18 protein-coding genes and 2 pseudogenes are annotated in these 17153 nt (G+C 65.5%); 10 read left to right on the top strand and 10 right to left on the bottom strand.

The window, feature by feature from the left end; translation table 11 throughout:
- Positions 1 to 12: 12 nt before the first annotated feature.
- The 3 genes and pseudogenes from ACHMW8_RS20680 to flbT form a co-directional block, all read right to left on the bottom strand.
- Positions 13 to 838, bottom strand: a pseudogene (locus tag ACHMW8_RS20680) (flagellin).
- Between the two features lie 249 nt (positions 839 to 1087).
- On the bottom strand, positions 1088 to 1450 hold the full coding sequence (gene flaF / locus ACHMW8_RS20685) for a flagellar biosynthesis regulator FlaF (RefSeq protein WP_125158363.1): 363 nt from the start codon (positions 1448 to 1450) through the stop codon (positions 1088 to 1090).
- A complete protein-coding gene (flbT, locus tag ACHMW8_RS20690; RefSeq protein WP_125158362.1) occupies positions 1410 to 1835 on the bottom strand; it encodes a flagellar biosynthesis repressor FlbT in 426 nt (141 codons plus the stop codon). The genes flaF and flbT overlap by 41 nt, the downstream gene beginning before the upstream one ends.
- A 198-nt stretch (positions 1836 to 2033) precedes the next feature.
- On the opposite strand from flbT, the gene ACHMW8_RS20695 reads away from it, so the two are divergent.
- From ACHMW8_RS20695 to ACHMW8_RS20715, 5 genes are all read left to right on the top strand, one after another.
- Positions 2034 to 3824 (top strand): tetratricopeptide repeat protein, encoded by a 1791-nt coding sequence (locus tag ACHMW8_RS20695; RefSeq protein ID WP_125158361.1) that lies wholly within the window; start codon positions 2034 to 2036, stop codon positions 3822 to 3824.
- A gap of 2 nt (positions 3825 to 3826) precedes the next feature.
- Entirely contained in the window at positions 3827 to 4546 is a 720-nt protein-coding gene (locus ACHMW8_RS20700) for a cytidylyltransferase domain-containing protein (RefSeq protein ID WP_395443639.1), read from the top strand.
- A complete protein-coding gene (gene pseH, locus ACHMW8_RS20705) occupies positions 4539 to 5117 on the top strand; it encodes a UDP-4-amino-4,6-dideoxy-N-acetyl-beta-L-altrosamine N-acetyltransferase (RefSeq protein ID WP_233586871.1) in 579 nt (192 codons plus the stop codon). Before ACHMW8_RS20700 ends, pseH begins: the two co-directional genes overlap by 8 nt.
- A 96-nt stretch (positions 5118 to 5213) precedes the next feature.
- On the top strand, positions 5214 to 6083 hold the full coding sequence (locus tag ACHMW8_RS20710; RefSeq protein WP_125158358.1) for a MoxR family ATPase: 870 nt from the start codon (positions 5214 to 5216) through the stop codon (positions 6081 to 6083).
- 92 nt (positions 6084 to 6175) lie between these two features.
- On the top strand, positions 6176 to 7006 hold the full coding sequence (locus ACHMW8_RS20715) for a hypothetical protein (protein WP_395443640.1): 831 nt from the start codon (positions 6176 to 6178) through the stop codon (positions 7004 to 7006).
- Positions 7007 to 7012: 6 nt separating this feature from the next.
- Here the strand turns inward: ACHMW8_RS20715 and ACHMW8_RS20720 are convergent, their stop codons facing one another.
- Together ACHMW8_RS20720 and ACHMW8_RS20725 are read right to left on the bottom strand one after the other, a co-directional pair.
- Positions 7013 to 7390 (bottom strand): hypothetical protein, encoded by a 378-nt coding sequence (locus tag ACHMW8_RS20720; protein WP_395443641.1) that lies wholly within the window; start codon positions 7388 to 7390, stop codon positions 7013 to 7015.
- A gap of 36 nt (positions 7391 to 7426) precedes the next feature.
- Positions 7427 to 8240: pseudogene (locus tag ACHMW8_RS20725) on the bottom strand (universal stress protein).
- 105 nt (positions 8241 to 8345) lie between these two features.
- Between ACHMW8_RS20725 and ACHMW8_RS20730 the strand changes: the two are divergent.
- The 3 genes from ACHMW8_RS20730 (at position 8346) to ACHMW8_RS20740 (ending at position 10538) form a co-directional block, all read left to right on the top strand.
- Positions 8346 to 8990, top strand: a complete 645-nt coding sequence (locus ACHMW8_RS20730; RefSeq protein WP_125158354.1) for a YfbR-like 5'-deoxynucleotidase — start codon at positions 8346 to 8348, stop codon at positions 8988 to 8990.
- A complete protein-coding gene (locus ACHMW8_RS20735) occupies positions 8929 to 9981 on the top strand; it encodes an NrtR DNA-binding winged helix domain-containing protein (RefSeq protein WP_395443642.1) in 1053 nt (350 codons plus the stop codon). The genes ACHMW8_RS20730 and ACHMW8_RS20735 overlap by 62 nt, the downstream gene beginning before the upstream one ends.
- A gap of 83 nt (positions 9982 to 10064) precedes the next feature.
- A complete protein-coding gene (locus ACHMW8_RS20740; RefSeq protein ID WP_395443643.1) occupies positions 10065 to 10538 on the top strand; it encodes a hypothetical protein in 474 nt (157 codons plus the stop codon).
- Here ACHMW8_RS20740 and ACHMW8_RS20745 read toward each other — a convergent pair.
- From ACHMW8_RS20745 to ACHMW8_RS20760, 4 genes are all read right to left on the bottom strand, one after another.
- Positions 10495 to 11574: an alpha/beta hydrolase gene (locus ACHMW8_RS20745; RefSeq protein ID WP_395443644.1), complete on the bottom strand. Its 1080-nt coding sequence runs from the start codon at positions 11572 to 11574 to the stop codon at positions 10495 to 10497. The two genes, ACHMW8_RS20740 and ACHMW8_RS20745, sit on opposite strands and share 44 nt — an antisense overlap.
- 69 nt (positions 11575 to 11643) lie before the next feature.
- On the bottom strand, positions 11644 to 12561 hold the full coding sequence (locus ACHMW8_RS20750; protein ID WP_395443645.1) for a sterol desaturase family protein: 918 nt from the start codon (positions 12559 to 12561) through the stop codon (positions 11644 to 11646).
- Entirely contained in the window at positions 12561 to 12944 is a 384-nt protein-coding gene (locus ACHMW8_RS20755) for a hypothetical protein (protein ID WP_395446018.1), read from the bottom strand. Before ACHMW8_RS20755 ends, ACHMW8_RS20750 begins: the two co-directional genes overlap by 1 nt.
- 143 nt (positions 12945 to 13087) lie before the next feature.
- A complete protein-coding gene (locus tag ACHMW8_RS20760) occupies positions 13088 to 13621 on the bottom strand; it encodes a porin family protein (RefSeq protein ID WP_395443646.1) in 534 nt (177 codons plus the stop codon).
- Between the two features lie 226 nt (positions 13622 to 13847).
- Here ACHMW8_RS20760 and ACHMW8_RS20765 point away from each other — a divergent pair, with 226 nt between their 5' ends.
- Complete coding sequence (locus ACHMW8_RS20765; RefSeq protein ID WP_395443647.1) at positions 13848 to 14963, top strand: beta-ketoacyl-ACP synthase III; 1116 nt, start codon at positions 13848 to 13850, stop codon at positions 14961 to 14963.
- 61 nt (positions 14964 to 15024) lie between these two features.
- Here the strand turns inward: ACHMW8_RS20765 and ACHMW8_RS20770 are convergent, their stop codons facing one another.
- A complete protein-coding gene (locus ACHMW8_RS20770) occupies positions 15025 to 16203 on the bottom strand; it encodes a M48 family metallopeptidase (protein WP_395443648.1) in 1179 nt (392 codons plus the stop codon).
- Positions 16204 to 16366: 163 nt separating this feature from the next.
- On the opposite strand from ACHMW8_RS20770, the gene tcyJ reads away from it, so the two are divergent.
- Positions 16367 to 17152: a cystine ABC transporter substrate-binding protein gene (tcyJ, locus tag ACHMW8_RS20775; protein ID WP_395443649.1), complete on the top strand. Its 786-nt coding sequence runs from the start codon at positions 16367 to 16369 to the stop codon at positions 17150 to 17152.
- Position 17153: the final 1 nt, after the last annotated feature.

The raw sequence follows: 17153 nt of genomic DNA on the forward strand, positions 1-17153 counted from the left end.
GGCGTATCGGGCTCACCCCTTGAACAGCGACAGGATCGTCTGCGGGCTCTGATTGGCGATCGAGAGCGCTTGGACACCCAGTTGCTGTTTGGTTTGCAGCGACTGCAGCTTGGCGCTTTCCTTCGCCAGGTCCGCGTCGACGAGGTTGCCCACGCCGGCGTCCAGGCTGTCCTGCAGCTTGCCCACGAAGGTCAGGTGAGTATCCAGACCGGTCGAGGACGTGCCCAGGGAAGACAGTTTGTTTCGTCGCCGTTTGCAACGCCTTCGACATGACATCGATCATCGACTTGGCCGTCGATGCCGAGGTGAAGGTGTTGCTGCCGGTCACCAGACCAAGACCCACAAGACCCAGGTTTTGCGCCTGGACCGTGAAGTTGCCCCCGTCCGCGTTGGCCAGGAAGCTGATCTGGGCTGTCGTGCCGTCCGCCAGGCTGACGCCATTGAACTTCGCGTTTGCCGCGGCCTTTTCGATTTGGCCACGGAGCGTCTCGAAGTCCGACTTCAGCGCGTTGAACGAGGCGGTGTTCAGCGAGGTGTCGGAAGCGGCCAGGGCCTTTTCCTTCATCTTCGTGAGCAGATCGGTGATGGTGTCGCCTGCCGCGAGAGCAACATCGATCGTCGACTGACCGCGCTGGAGCGAATCCTTCACGGCGTTCAACGAGCTTGAGCTCGCGCTTTGCATCTTGGCCATCGACCAGATCGCGCCATTGTCCTTGGCGGTTCCAACCTTCTTGCCGGTGTTGATACGGCTCTGGGTAGTGGCGAGCTCCGTGTTGGTTGCGTTCAGGTTTTGGAGCGCAAGAAGGGCGCCCGGGTTGGTGTTGATCGAGTTCAGCATTTGATACCTACCGTTTTGGTGGGATTTGCCCGGCGTATTGCCGGTCGGGCGTTTTGCCCCGCACGAGCCATCGCAAGCGGCGGGCCAACCGAACCGAGATCGAGGACAATGTCTAAAATATTGATTTTATTGAATTTAGCTCGCCACTAGGGCCAAAAACGAAACCGCCCGGCGAATGCAGGATTCGCCGGGCGGCAGGTTTTTCCGAAGCAGGTAGGCAAGACGTTCAGCCTTGCGGAAACCGAAGAATCAGGCGGCGTCAGCGCGCGCGGACAGGCCCTGCATCATCATGCGGTTGATCTCGATCAGGGGCTCGAAGTCCTCCTCTTTGCGCATCACGGCGCTGGAGTGACGACCGACCCACAGACTCAGCGAAATGATGCTGGCCCGAAGCTCTTTCGGCAGTTGGTTTTCAGGCAAGGAACAGTCGGTCGCCAAGGCCGACCAGACCTTGCGATTCCAATCCAATGCGTCGATCCGCGTGGAAATGTCGTCCGCCGGGGCCCGGGACGCGTCCATGAGGGCGCGCGTCACCTGACCGAACAGGCGGTACTCCATTTCACGGGGATTCTCAGCCCGCGTCGCCGCCTGCTGATACGCCCGAAGAGACATGCCCCAACCTCTCGTCTTCGTATTCAATCAACTTACGGCTCAACATCAGAGCCTTGTAGTACTCACGCGCCATCACGTGCTTCGAAATGGCGATACAGTCCTGCAGAACCACAGGATTGCGTACAACTCCCATGAATTCGTTAAGGCGACCCGCGAAGTCCTCGAAGAACTTCTCGGCTGCGGCCTCGTCGAGGTACATCATCATCACCGGGAAATAGATCCGACGCGCGGGCGTCGTGACCTGGTCCGGCTGCATGATGTCCTTCTCGCGGAGGACGGAGGCCTTGTTCTGGAGCACCAGAACCCCGCGCCGATCCCCATTCTGGACCACGGCGCCGTTGAGAACGAACTTTTCGCCGGGCTTCAGCGACAGCTTCAAAGGCACTTAAGGCCGCTCCTTCGTTGACGCTGCTTCGCCCGGTTCCGTCGACATGACGGCTCGTGGGGGAAGCTAGGCGAAGACGTGTTAACGCCGTCTTGCCGCAATTCACCCGGTCTTGCGACCGTAAGACGCGGCTTAGGACTCAATTAAGCATAGCCCCTCAAAACATGGTTAATAGCAGAGTCCCAAGGTCGGTTCGCCATGTCCAGTAAAAGCGCCCTCGAAGCGTCCGCCGCCATGGCCCAGACCGATGTCACGGGCGCGGTCCCCATCCAGCCTGGCCAGATCATCACGGCCATGGGCGATTCGGCCTCGGCCGAAGCCCTCGAGCGCCTGAAGCGCTCGGCGCAGCAAATGAAGAACGCCGAGAACGGCAAGATCATCGCCCAGGCGATCGAGGCCGTCCACAAGCAGGATTTCGCCAAGGCCGACAAGCTGGCTCTGAAGCTGCTGAAGAAGGACGAGCAACTGGGCCTGGCCTGGCACATCCTGGCCATCGCCCGTGAAAAGCAGGGCGACTTCGCCTCCTCCCTGAACTGCTATGAGGCGGCGCTGTCCCTCCTGCCCGACCACGGCCCGGTCGCCGGCGACCTGGGACGCCTAGCCTTCCGCATGAACATGGTCGAGTTCGCCGCCAAGTTCTTCGCCCACTTCCGCCTGGCCCGGCCCAACGATGTCGAAGGCGCCAACAATCTGGCCTGCGCTCTGCGCGAACTGAACCGTGAAGCCGAAGCGATCGATGTGCTGAAGGTCGCCCTGGCTATCCATCCCGAATCCGCCGGCCTCTGGAACACCCTGGGCACCATACTCTGCAACATGGGCGACCCCGCCGGCTCGCTCGTCTTCTTCGACGAGGCCCTGCGCCTGGCGCCCACGCACAGCAAGGCCCTGCACAACCGCGCCTACGCCAAGGCCGATCTCGGCGACATCGCCGGCGCGCTGGTTGATGGCGAGGCCGCCATGCAGTCGTCGAGCGATCCCATCGATCTGGTGGTCATGGAATTCGCCCGCGCCACGCTCCTGCTGGCGCTGGGCCGTGTCGCCGAGGGCTGGCAGGCCTACGAGGCCCGCTTCTTCCCGGAAATCGCCGACGCCCCCCTCTTCCATATCCCCGCGGCCCGTTGGGCGGGCGAGGATCTGAAGGGCAAGACCGTCCTCGTCGTCGCCGAACAGGGCCTGGGCGACGAAGTCATGTTCTCCAACATGCTGCCCGACATCCTCGAGATGCTGGGGCCGGACGGCAAGATGACCCTGGTGGTCGAGCATCGCCTGAAATCGCTGATCGAGCGTTCGTACCCCGGTGTCGAGGTCAGCGCCCACCGGACCATGAAGCACGAAGGCCGCGTCTACCGCACCGCGCCATACGTCCAGGACTGGGATCGCTTCGATTGCTGGGCGCCGCTGGGCGACTTCCTTCGCCACCTGCGCAACACCGTCGAGGCCTTCCCGAACCGAAAATCCTTCCTGACGCCCGATCCGGAGCGAGTCGCCTACTGGAAGGCCGAGCTCGACAAGTTGGGCCCCTCGCCCAAGGTCGGCCTGTTGTGGAAGAGCCTGAGCCTGAAGGGCGACCGGGCCCGCCAGTTCTCGCCGTTCCAGCTCTGGGAACCGGTGCTGAAGACGCCGGGCGTCACGCTCGTCAATCTGCAGTACGGCGATTGCGAGGAAGAAATCGCCCTGGCCAAGGAGCGGTTCGGCGTCGAAATCTGGAATCCGCCCGGCATCGACCTGAAGCAGGATCTGGACGACCTGACCGCCCTGTGCGGCGCGGTCGACCTGATCATCGGCTTTTCCAACGCCACCACCAACCTGGCGGGCGCGGTGGGCGCGCCGATCTGGATGCTCACCGCCCCGGCGGTGTGGACCAAGCTCGGGACCGATGCCTATCCCTGGTATCCGCAGGCGCGCGTCTTTTCGCCGCCAGAGCTCGGCCAATGGGCCCCGGTGATGGCCGAGGTCGCCCAAGCCCTGCGTGAAAAGGTCGCTGGCTAGCCATGGTGCTCGCCATCCTGCAAGCGCGGATGTCCTCAACCCGCCTGCCCGGCAAGGTGCTGGCGCCGTTGGCCGGAGCGCCGATGATCCTCCGACAGATCGAGCGCCTGCGCCGCGCCCGCAAGCTGGAGCGCATCGTGGTGGCGACCTCGGCCAGGGCCGACGACGATCCCCTCGTCGAGATTCTGGCGGCGGCGGGGATCCCCATCCACCGCGGCGACCTGGACGATGTGCTGGGCCGCTTCATCGGCGCGCTGGACGCCTTCGGCCCCGCGCGAACCGTGGTCCGCCTGACCGCCGACTGCCCGCTGGCCGATCCCGAGGTGATTGACGCAACGATCGCGCGGTTCGCGGACAGCGGCGCGGACTACGCCTCCAACGTCGCCGAGCCGCGCAGCTTTCCGAAAGGTCTGGACGTCGAGGTGATGACGGCCGCCGCCCTTCGCCGCGCCGCCGCCGAGACCTGCGATCCGCACGATCGCGAGCATGTGACCCCCTATCTCTACCGCAACCCGGATCGCTTCCGCCTGGCAAGCTACGCCCAGACGGCCGACGAGGGCGCGGTGCGTTGGACCGTCGATCGGCCCGACGACTTGGAGTTCGTGCGCGCAGTCTATGACGCCCTGTATGCCGACGACCCGCACTTCACGTCCGACGCCGTACGTGGCTTCGTTCACGGCCGCCCAGACCTGGCGATGCTGGGAGGCGACCGTCGTGCCTGACGTCGTTCTGCGGCCGGTCGAAGAAGGCGATCGCGACCGGTTGCTAGCCTGGCGCAACAGCCCGCAGGTCGCGGCCTTCATGTATTCCGACCATCTGATCACGCGCGAGGAACACGATCGCTGGTTCGACACCCTGGTCGGCCATCCGCGTCGGCGCGACTGGGTCGTTCTGCTGGAGGACGCCCCCGTGGGCCTGACCAGTCTGGTCGAAATCGATTCGCGCCAGGGCCGAGGCGTCATAGCCCGATACCTGGCCGAGGAGCGCGCGCGCGGCCTGGGCCTCGGCGGCTTCACCGAGTTCAAGGTCGCCGACCATGCCTTCCAGGTTCTGGGGTTGCGCAAGCTGTGGTCCGAAGTACTGGCCACCAACCAGGCCGCCCTCGCCTCCCACCTCGCGAGCGGCTTCCAGCGCGAGGCCTTGTTCCGCGCTCATGTGGTCAAACAGGGCCGGCCTGTCGACGTCGTTGGCCTGGGCCTGCTGGCCGAGGACTGGCGCGATCATCGGGCGCATCTGCGCGCCCGGTTGGCGGCCAAGGGCTTCGCCGAGGCCGCGCTCGACATGCCGCTCTGACCGCCTTCCGCCACGGGCACTTGCCAAGCGCGTAAGCGCCGGTAGTTTGATCAGCTCGTTTTGAACAACTGTTCGAACCGACTGGCGGAGATGGGCATGAGCGAGCGTTTCGAGGGGACTTCCGATTACGTGGCGACCGACGACCTCAAGGTCGCGGTGAACGCCTCGGTCGCTCTGGAGCGTCCCCTGCTGATCAAGGGCGAACCCGGCACCGGCAAGACCGTGCTGGCCTACGAGGTCGCCAAGGCCCTCAATGCTCCGCTGATCACCTGGCATATCAAGTCGACCACCAAGGCCCAGCAAGGCCTCTACGAGTACGACGCCGTCAGTCGCCTGCGCGATAGCCAGCTGGGCGATGAGCGCGTCAAGGACGTCAAGAATTACATCAAGAAGGGCAAACTCTGGGAGGCGTTCGAGAGCGAACAGCGCCCGGTGCTGCTGATCGACGAGATCGACAAGGCCGACATCGAGTTTCCCAACGATCTCCTGCAGGAGCTCGATCGCAACGAATTCTACGTCTACGAGACCAACGAGACGATCAAGGCCAAGGTCCGGCCGATCATCATCATTACCTCGAACAACGAGAAGGAGCTGCCGGACGCGTTCCTGCGCCGCTGCTTCTTCCACTACATCCGCTTCCCCGAGGAGGCGACGATGCAGGCCATCGTCGACGTGCACTTCCCGGGCATCAAGCAGAAGCTCGTGTCGGAAGCGCTGCGCATCTTCTACGACATGCGCAAGGTGCCGGGCCTGAAGAAAAAGCCGTCGACCTCGGAGCTGCTGGACTGGCTGAAGCTGCTGCTGGTCGAGGACATCGATGATCAAGTTCTGCGCGAGAAGGATCCGACCAAGCTGATCCCGCCCTTGCATGGCGCATTGCTCAAGAACGAGCAGGACGTGCACCTGTTCGAACGCCTGGCCTTCCTGGCCCGCCGCGAGGGTTCGGGCGCGCGTCCGGGCCAATAGGCCTGCGACCAATTGCTCGTTACTTGGATTTCACTGGACGCGCGCCCGGCGCGCGCCCAACTTCCCGCCAAATCAGGGAAGACCCACAACTCATGCGTTATTCGAAATCGCGGGCGAAATGGCTGGCCACGGCGCTGATGATCGGCGTTGGCGCGACCGCCCTCGTCGCCTGCCAGCGCACCGAGACCACCACGACCGAGCACGCCGAGCGCAAGCTGGGCCGTCGCGAGCCGCTCCGCGTCATCGACCGCCTCGACTGCCCAGACAGACAGGGGAGTCTGAGTCTCGTGTCCAAGGCCGGCGACGGGCAGTCGTGCGCCTATGCCTCGGCCGAAGCTAACGTCGACCTGCGCCTCATCAAGCTGAACGGCGGCGACGCGGAAGCCGCCCTCGCCCCGATCGAGACCGAGCTGAAGGGCGTCATGCCGCTGCCGCCGGCCCCACCGAAGCCGCCCGAGCACAAGGGCATGGGAAAGAACCACACCAGCATCAACCTGCCGGGCGTCAAGATCGACGCCAGCGACAACGGCGCGGACATCCGCATCGGTCATCTGACCATCAACAGCGACGGCGGCGCCGCCGAGGTGAAGGTCAACAAGAACGTCAACTTCAAGGGCGACGACGCCCATGGTTCGGTCAATATCCAGGCCGAGGACGATCACGAGGGCGACGTCACCATAAAGGCCAACGACCATGGCGCGGAAATCCGCGCCAAGAAGGGCGGCAACGATTCCGTGCGTTCGACCCTTATCCTGGCCAATGACAAGGCGCCCAAGGGCTATCGCCTGGCCGGCTATGAGGCGCGGGGACCCAAGGGCGGCCCGCTGGCCGTCGCCGTCGTCAAGGCCAAGACCCGCGACACCGACGACCACGACCTGTTCAAGGACATGAAGGCCCTGGTCCGCCACAACGTGGGAGGCTAAGGCCTCCTACGACTCGACGGGCGCGACCTCCATGACCTTGTAGGTCAGCGGACGACCGTCCTCGTCGGTGACGGTGACATATTCGCCAAGGGCGAAGCGGTGTTCGCCAAGGCGGTGCAGCGGCTCGTCGTCGGCGCTATCCTGGTCGTCGTAGTCAAAGAACCAGCGTGTCCCGCGCCTGTTCAGGCGGCCGTCCACAGCGTCCTCGTCGGGCGCGAAGCGACGCACGCTGCACGCGCCCTTGACCTTGGCGTATTCGCCCTCGTCGATGTGTCCATCCTCGGTCAGAGGCGCGGTCAGGGCGTAGCCGCGGTGGTCGTCGCCGCCGGCGAATTCGGTGCCAGGATTGCGCGCAAGGCGCATGATGATGCGTGACAGAGACATTCGAGGCCTCCTTTCTTCTGAGAAAATTTCAGCGTCTTAGTGCGACAGGAACAGGGAAGGCCCGTCGCTGTTCAGCAGCGTACGGGTGGTGCCCCCGAAAATGAACTCCTGCAGCCTTGGATGACCAAACGCCCCGGCGACCAGGAGGTTCGCGCCGGTGTCCTTGGCCGCGCCCAGCAGCAGGCCGGCCGCGTCGTTACCCCCATCCAGAATCTTGACGGTCGCCTTGACGCCGCGAGCGCCCAAGAACTCGACCAGACGCTCCAGTTCGAAGGCCCGCGACGAGGCGTTCGGCGCGCCGGCGACGATCACCGAGCTGGCTTTTCTGCAGCAACGGCATGGCCGTACGCACGGCGCGGCTAGCCTCCTTGCCGCCGTCCCAGGCGACCAGAGCCACGCCGTCGACCGTGAAACCCGGGCGGGCGACCAGCGTCGGGCGCTGCTCGTCGGCCACCAGTTGCTGGAACGATTCCGCCAGCGGCCCCTTGCCGCGCGCCGAGGCGTCGTCGAACACGATGACGTCCGAAAGGCGGCCTTCCATGGCCAGGCCGGCCCAGACCGGCGACTCCAGGCTGATCACCCGCGTGCGCGGATAGCCGGTCTCGGCCGCCAGCTTGCCGCAGGCGCGCGCGCCTTCCTGGGCGGCCTCCTTCAGGCTTTCAAGCGCCGTAACCTGCACCCCGCCCATGAACCCTTCGCCCATCCAGGGCATCAGGTCGGCCATGTCGGCCGGGGCGTGGACGCAAGCCAGCTCGGCCTGAAACGCACCCGCCAGGGTCGCGGCGGCGGTCAACACGCCCTTGTCGTTCGGAGTCCCGGCCAGCGGGACCATGATTCTCGCCCAACTCATGATCGAACTCCCTTCAAGGGCATTTCCACAGATGACGACGACGGCCACATTGATCTTTCTCAATCGATAGGCCAGTCAACCACCTTCACCGTAAGGAACGATCTCGTGGCCAAAGGGCTGCATAGGGGCGGACCGCCCCGTGCCTGGCAAAGAATGCTTTCCGGACGTCGGCTCGACCTGCTCGATCCGTCGCCGATGGATATCGAGATCGAGGATATCGCCCACGGCCTCGCCCGCGTCGCGCGATGGAATGGCCAGACCGTCGGCGACCACGGCTTCTCGGTGGCCCAGCACAGCCTGGTGGTCGAGGAGATCGCCGCGCACATCAAGCCCGACCTGGAACCGCGCTGGCGCCTCGCCGCTCTGCTGCATGACGCCAGCGAATACGTGATTGGCGACATGATCAGCCCGTTCAAGGCGGCGCTGGGGGTGAGCTACAAGGATTTCGAGGCTAGGCTGGAAGACGCCATCCACATCCGCTTCGGCTTGCCGGTGAAGACCCCCGCCCCGATCAAGAAACTGATCAAGCAGGCTGACCGCGCCTGCGCCTTCTTCGAGGCTACCCAACTGGCGGGCTTCGAGCATGCGGAGTCCCTGGCGATCTTCGGCGCGCCGCCGGCTGGCTACGATTTGACGATCACGCCGCAGCCGCCGTTCGAGGCTCAGGCCCGCTACGTTCAGCGCTTCCATGTGCTATCGCGGGCGGCCGGCTTCGAGTCCGCTCCGGGTGCGGCGTTCGAGACAGAGTGAGCGCCCCCGCATGAGCACCTCGGTCGTCATCGGCCTGTCGGCGGTGGTCGTCGCGATCCGCGACGGCGAGGCCGTCGTCCTGACCGTGCGACCGCATGACGCGATCACCGATATCGCCTCGCCGCTCTCGGGTCTGCCGTTCGGTCCGTTCGATCCGGAGGCGCACCGCACCTTCGAGCTGGGCCTTCGAGCCTTCGTGACCGCCCAGACCCGGTTTCAGCTGGGCTATGTCGAACAGCTCTACACCTTCGGCGACAAGGGCCGCGACGCCCCGCGCGCCGAGGTCGGGGCCGGCGCGGCGCGCGTGGTCTCGGTCGGCTATCTGGGCCTGACGCCCAAGGCGGTCGACACCGACGCCCCCGACACCGCCTGGGCTCCGTGGACCCGCTTCTTTCCATGGGAAGACTGGCGCAACGGCCGCCCCGCCCTGCTCGACGAAGCCATCGCCCCAGCCCTGAAACGCTGGGCCGCCGACGACGCCGCCAAGTGGTCGCGCGCCCGCCTGGCCTTCGCCCTGGACGGCGCGCCGTGGAACGAGGAACGTGTGCTGGAGCGCTACGAGCTGCTCTACGAAGCCGGTCTCGCCCCGGAAGCCGCCCGCGACGTCGCCCGCGCCGAGGGGCACGACCCGGCCGAGCCTCAGGCCCTGTCGGCGGCCTTGGGCGAGCCGATGATCTCGGATCACAGACGGATCCTGGCGACGGGCCTCTCGCGCCTGCGCGGCAAGATCAAATACCGCCCCGTGGTGTTCGAGCTGACGCCCGAGGAGTTCACCCTCTCGACGCTGCAGCGCACGGTCGAGGCCATCGCCGGCGTGCCGCTGCACAAGCAGAACTTCCGCCGCGTCGTCGAGCGCGAAGAGCTGGTCGAGGGTCTGGGACGCCTCAACGCCGAGACCGGCGGCCGCCCGGCCGAGCTGTTCCGCTTCCGCCGGGAAATGCTGGAGACCCGCCAGGCGATGGGATTGTCGCTGCCCCTCCTGCGGGATTGAGGCGCAACCGTTTCCGCCCCGCAATCACGGCGCAACGAACCACGCCCAGCCTTCCGCCATCGACGTCAGGGAGATAGTCGGTCATGCGGTTCAAGCTGTTCATGCTGGCGATCGCCAGCGCCACGGTCGCGACGGGCGTGTCAGCGCAAACGGCGCGCTACCAGGTCACGGTCGCTCATGTCGAACCGGCCTCCGGCTATCAGAAGCTGCACATCGCCAAGGCCGCCGTCGGCAGCACTCCCATCCGCGTCTGGGCCAACACCGCCATCGATCCCGACTGCTCGGTTCACGAGCCCGGCGCGACCCTGACCCTGCTGGAACCGCCGGCGCACGGCTTGGCGACGATAAGGGACGAACCTTATTTCGCCGCGTTCCCGCCAGCCAATCCCCGCTCGGCCTGCAACGCCCACAAGGTGCCCGGTCACCAGGCCTACTACACAGCCGCCGCCGGTTATGTCGGTCATGACCGGCTGATGCTGCAAGGCGCTTCCCCCGACGGCGCCGTGCGCCGGATCACGGTCGACGTGACGGTTCGCCAGGCTCCCCCTGGTCGGTGACCAGGGTGCGCGCGAAGAAAGGCAGCATGGCGGTGTAGACTCGCCCGGTCTCGCCCCAGGTTCGGTCGCCCCAGCCGCCAACATATTCCTCGGCCTCGTGCGGCACCCCAAATTCCGTCAGCAGGCGCGAAAGAGCCTGATTCGATATGACGTGGTCCGGATTGGGGTCATCTCGCCCCCAGTCGAACTTCAGACCGCGCAGAGTCCGCAGATTCTCGGCATAGCGCGGCGCCTGGTGATCCAACAGAAAGCTGTCGGTCAGTTTTCTCGCCATCGCCGCATCAACCTCGATCCGGCCGTCGACCTTGCGCGCCGGAAGATCGGCGTAAAGCGGCGGCTTGTCCGGATTGGGCAGGTGCGCCTGGTAAATGGCGGTGAACAGTTGCGAGAACGGGTCGCGCTTCAGATCGTCCAGCGATTTGGCGTTCTGCAGGAGCTCGAAATTGGGCCGCGACCACATCGGCTGCAAGCCAAGCCCCGCGCCGACCGGATGCAGCGCATAGACGGCGCCGAACACGTCGGCGTGACGCATGCCCATGGCCATCGCGCCGTAGCCGCCCATCCGATCGCCGGCCAGCCCCCTCGCCTCACGCTTGGCCACGGTGCGAAAATTCCGGTCGGTCCAGCCGACCAGCTCGACGGCCAGGAAATCGTCCCAGCGGCCGGTGACCGGCGAACTGGTGTAGATCGAGCTGCCCAACGGGGTGCTGAAGTCGGCCGCGACCACGATGACCGGCGGAACGACCCGAGCCGCGATCGCCTGGTCCAGCAATCGTCCAAGGCCGTCGCGATCGAACGCGGTCCGCTCGTCCTCGAACAGGTTGTGCAGGTAGTAGACGACCGGATAACGCCGCCCGGATGTCTCGTAGCCGTCCGGCAGATAGACCTTCACGCGCCGCTCGCCGCCAAGACCGATCTTGGCGCCGTCGAAGGCCTTGGACGCGAGCGTCAGGTCGCGGACCTGACCGTCAGCCCACGCGGCCGGGGCCGTCACGACGACGAACAGGGCCGCCAGCAGCAAGCCTAGCCGGGGCATCAGGGCTCTCCGTGCGAAATTCGGGGAGGAACGCCACTCAACTCCAGATCAGCCCGCGACAGTGAGGCTTTATTGCGGCGGAGAGCCTTCCGCCTCCAACCGCGCCCGCCATTTGGCCTTCAGCGTATGGGAAGTGTCGCGCGAGCCGTCGGGGCTCCAGCCAGGCGGGCCGAACACGTAGCCCAGGGCTTCGCGAGGCGACTTGGAACCCGCCACGTCCTTGCCGATGCCGATCCACTCGTGGAAGACGTTGTGCAACAGGTTGAAGTTGCCGAGGTTCTTCACCGTCCCGTAGCGGCAGGGCTCCTCGTCTGTCTCGGGCACGAAGGTGCCGAACAGGCGGTCCCAGATGATCAGGATGCCGGCGTAGTTGGCGTCCAGATAGCGGGCGTTGCGGGCGTGGTGAACGCGGTGATGCGAGGGCGTGTTGAAGACCGCCTCGAACCAGCGCGGCATGCGCTTGATCGCCTCGGTGTGGATCCAGAACTGGTAGACAAGGCTGACGCCCTTCTGGATCGCCACCATGGCCGGCGGGAAGCCGAGGAACGACAGCGGCAGCCACAACAGCCAGGTGCCGGCGACCCCGCCGGTCCAGGTCTGCCGCAGCGCAGTCGAAAGGTTATAGTGGGTAGAGGTGTGGTGGTTGACGTGGCTGGCCCACCAGACGCGCCGCTCATGCGACAGGCGGTGGAACCAGTAGTAGGTCAAGTCCTCGAGCAGGAAGACGGCGACCCACGCCCAGACGGCGGTCATCGGGATGGTGAAAATACGATGATGCCAGACCCACACGGTCGTGGCGAACACCACCCCGCCGAACAGCAGGCCGGCCACGGTGCTGCCGAAGCCCATCGACAGCGAGACGGCCGTGTCGCGCGTTTCGTAGTTGGCCTTTGCCTTGCCGAAGCGACCGACCAGGATTTCCAGGACGATGGCCAGCACGAAGAACGGGATAGCCAACTGGACGGGGTCGAAAGGGGCTTTCAGCATCAGGCGAGCTCCTTCGGCGGCCAGGCGTCGTCATTGACGGCGAACACGGGATGGGCGTCGCCCAGGCGCACAGGCAGACGTCCATTCGTCGGCTTCAGGCCGGCGATCACGCTCCAGGGCAGATCGCGGGCGACATAGCTGTCGCCGCGCCGGTAGAGCACGAGCGCCAGATCCCCTTCGCGGGCGATGACCCCCGCGCCGTCGGCCGCGATCCACACGGCGCTGGGTTTGTGATCGGGAAATTCGAGCGCGACCAGCGCGCGGGCGGCGTCTGGATCGAGCGGCGGGGTCGCCCTCGCCACCCCCATCCACGCCGCGAACGCCACCAGCAGAGCCACGGCGGCGATCGAACCGCCCAGCTGAATCAACAGCGCCTTGTCCAAGACCGACGCATCCCCCCGCAACTTATTACCGTTCAGATTGCCGAGCATCGGGCCGTCGTCAAGCCGTCACGAGATCGCCGGAACGCAAACGGCGCGCCCCGCGAGAGGCGCGCCGTCCTTCAGGTCAAGAGGACCGCTCGGCCCTAGAAGCGGCGGACGTAACCCACCGAGAGGGTGTTCGAGCTCAGATCGCTCTTGGTATATTCGGACTTGGTCCAGTCGGCGCGGAGGCCGTTCTTGTCGTCGAACTTGTATTCGGCGCCGACGCCATAGTTCCAACTGTCGTGGCTGCCGTCGAAGCTCGCGGCGGCCGGATTGTTGGTCTTGAACTTTGTCGTGCCATAGCCGGCGCGGGCCAGCAGATCGAGGTTCGGGGTCACCGGCAGGTAGCCGACGGCGTAGCCCGCGACCTGGTGTTCCATCTTCACCGAGGCCGGACCGCCCGGCGTATAGACCGTATCGCCGTCGACGCCGCCGGCCGCCTCGGCCTCGACACCGAAATTGGGCGTAAGCTTGGCGCCCACACGCCCTTGAATAGCGCCGGTGTCAGCGCCGCGCGTCCGAGTTTGGCCATAGTTCAACGAACCATAGACCTCGGTCGAATTCTGAGCTTGGGCAAACATCGGGATCGCGAGAACCGAACCGGCGATCATGGTGGCGGTGATGAGAGTCTTCATTCTTGTACTCCAATTCTACGCTTAGTCTTCAGCTCCCACAGCCAGCTTGTGCTAAGCGGATAACGCGGCGGCCATGCGGCGGTTCACGGCCGCGTTCGAGGCCATTCCGTGTCGTGACTTAAAAGCCACGGTGATGACGGCCGCCCCATCCGTGCTATCTACGAGTCAAACAAGCGTCAGAACGCGGGTCCGTAAGAGGCCCGCGCGCATCATCGGGACCGTCGTCTTGCCGCAAGCCGTCATCGCCGCCACGGGGTTGTTCACCCCACCTTTTTCAATTTCGAACGCCGAACTGGTCGAGGCCTTCAACACCTTCGTCGAGCGGTTCAACACCGCAAACGCCGACGCCATCGCGGCCGGCGATGTGGTCGCCCTGGCGCCGTCGTCGCCCGAGTTCATCGAGAAGGCCTCGGGCATCAAATCGCGGTTCGTGATGAACAAGTCGGGAATCGTCGACCCCGAAATCATGCGCCCGGTCATTCCCGAGCGTCCGAATGAGGCGCTGTCGATCCTGGCCGAGATGGCGGTCGAGGCGGCCAAGCAGGCGATCGAGCGCTGGGGCAAACCGGTCAGCGAGATCGGCGCGGTGATCTGCGCCGCCTCGAACATGCAGCGCCCCTACCCGGCCATGGCCATTGAGATCCAGCAGGCCCTGGGGATCGAGGGCTTCGCCTTCGACATGAACGTGGCCTGCTCGTCGGCCACCTTCGGCATCAAGACCGCCGCCGACTTCGTGACCACCGGCAGCGCCAAGGCCGTGCTGATGGTCAATCCGGAGATCTGCTCGGGCCACCTGAACTTCAAGGACCGCGACAGCCACTTCATCTTCGGCGACGTCGCGACGGCCGTGATCGTCGAAAACGCCGACCAGGCGACCGATGGCTGGGAAATCCTGGGCGCGCGCCTGAAGACCCAGTTCTCGAACAACATCCGCAACAACTTCGGCTTCCTCAACCGCGCCGCGCCCGAAGGGATCGGCGCCAAGGACAAGCTGTTCGTCCAAGAAGGCCGCAAGGTGTTCCGCGAGGTCGTGCCGATGGTCAGCGAGATGATTGTCGAACACGCGGCGGATCTCGGTATCGATCCCGCGACGCTGAAGCGCCTGTGGCTGCACCAGGCCAACATCAACATGAACGAGATGATCGGCCGCAAGGTGCTGGGCCGCGATCCCGCGCCGGGCGAGAACGTCATCATTCTCGACGAGTACGCCAACACCAGCTCGGCCGGCTCGATCATCGCCTTCCACACCGCCAACGACGACTTCGCGGCGGGCGAGACGGGCCTGATCTGCAGCTTCGGCGCCGGCTATTCGGCCGGGACGGTGTTCGTCCGCAAGCGCTGAGCGCGCTTAGCCCCAACGAAATGGAGCCCCGCGCCCACAGGGCGCGGGGCTTTTTCGCGCCTCAAGGCTTCGGGTGTGTCGCCTTCCAGTCCATGGCGCGGCGGATGCGGACGCCAACGGCCGGATGGTCATAGAACAGCACCTCTTCAAGCTTGGAGGGCGTGGCGGCGCGGTACTCGATCGTCTTGACCAACGCCTTGGCCAGGCCGTCGGGCTCGTTGAAGTTCACCAGGCTGTAGCGGTCGGCGTCGCTCTCGACCTCGCGGACCAAGGTGTTGGTGATCGGGCCGCCGATCAGGCCCAGCACGGCCATGATCACCGCCAGCACGGGCAGGCCGGCCGGATCGGCGACTCCGGTCACGCCCTTGGCGTTCAGCGCCCGCGCGAACCACGGAAAGGTTCGGTCGACGATAAGGAAGGCGATGACCGCCAGCACGGAGAAGACGCCCGTGATCCACAGGCTGTGCTGGTGGGCGTAGTGGCCCATCTCGTGACCGACGACGCCGCGCACCTCGGCGATGTCAGCGCCCTTCTTGAACATCACGTCGCTCATCGCCACCCGCGCCGAGCCGCCCAGGCCCGAGACGTTGGCGGTATAGGCGTTGGACTGCTTGGAGCCGTCGTAGACGAAGATCTTGTCGCTCGGGACGCCGACCGACTTGGCCATAGCCACCACCTCGTCGCGGACGGCTCCGGGCGGCGCGGGCGTGTATTTGTTGAACAGCGGCTCGACATAGATCGGCGCGATCAACATGCCGAAGATGATGAAGCCCGCCGTGAGCCCGCCGGCCCACAGCCACCACAGAGTCCGCGCCCGTCGGATCAGCACGTACAGCAGCGCCAGAAACAGCGCGGTGAACACGACAGAGATCGCCGTGCCCATCAGGTTCTCGGTCAGCCAGCCGCCGAAGGCCTGGCTTGTCAGCCCATACTGCTTCTGCCGCCACCAATTGGAATAGACCGACCAGGGCAGCTCCAGCAGCCACGTGAAGGCGACAAAGACGACGGCGACCACTAAGCTGGCCAGGAACGGCCGCCCCTTCTTGCGCTCGAGACCTTGCTCGACCTTGGTCAGCACGCCGGTGCGGATGATGATCCAGGCCGCCAGCACCGAGACGATGAAGCCCCACAGCAGCAGCCAGTGGCCGCCTTGGGTGTAGTGCTGCGCCTTGACGTGCGCCTCCGGTGGCAGCTGCGCCAGATAGGCGGCCGTGGCGGCCGCCGGATCGAATTGCGCCATGATGTTCCCCCTCACCAGGATGAACCGAGCAGCAGGCCCCGAGTCCGTGTCCACGTCAGCTTAATTCGCGGTCAGGTCGCGCCAGCTTCGCCATGTTCGGGCTGGCGAAGCGCGCTCGCCCGTATAGAACTGCGACAGATTGTTTCGCCCAAAGGTTCGTCCGATGCGATTCCCTGCCCGCCGCGCCGTCCTGTCCGGTCTCGGCCTCGCCCTGCTCGCCGCCTGCGGCGAGAAACCGGACGCTGGCGCCAGCGCCTGGGACAGGATCAAGGCCTCGGGGACCCTGCGCATCGGCCTGGAGGGCACCTATCCGCCGTTCAATTTCCAGGACAAGAACGGCCAGCTGGCCGGCTTCGAGGTCGACTTCGCCAAGGCCCTGGCCGCGCAGCTGGGCCTGAAGCCCGATTTCCGGCCCGCTCCGTTCGCGGGCCTGTTGGGCGCGCTGGAATCGGGCCGCGTCGACGTGGTGATCAACCAAATCACCATCACGCCCGAGCGCCAAGCCAAGTATGACTTCTCCGAGCCCTACACCGTCTCGGGCATCCAGATCATCAAGCTCAAGGACAAGCCCGGCCTGGACAAGCCCGAGGATCTTTCCGGCAAGAAGGTCGGCGTCGGCCTCGGAACCAATTACGAGCAATGGGCGCGGACCAACGTGCCAAAGGCCGACATCCGCACCTATGACGACGATCCCACCAAGTACCAGGACCTGCGCGCCGGCCGCATCGACGCGGTGCTGAACGACCGCCTGGTCGCCGCCGACTTCGTCAAGAGCTCGCCGGAGTTCGTCGCCTCGGGCCCGCCGTTCGCCGCCCAGGGCTCGGGCGTGGCGATGAAGAAGGACCCGGCCCTGAAGGTGATCATCGACCAGGCCATCGAGGCCCTGCGCGCCAGCGGCAAGCTGTCGGCGATCTCGCGGCAGTGGTTCGGCATGGACGTGACGCACTAGG

This window comes from Caulobacter sp. UC70_42 (genome assembly GCF_044056025.1).
Taxonomy (GTDB): domain Bacteria; phylum Pseudomonadota; class Alphaproteobacteria; order Caulobacterales; family Caulobacteraceae; genus Caulobacter.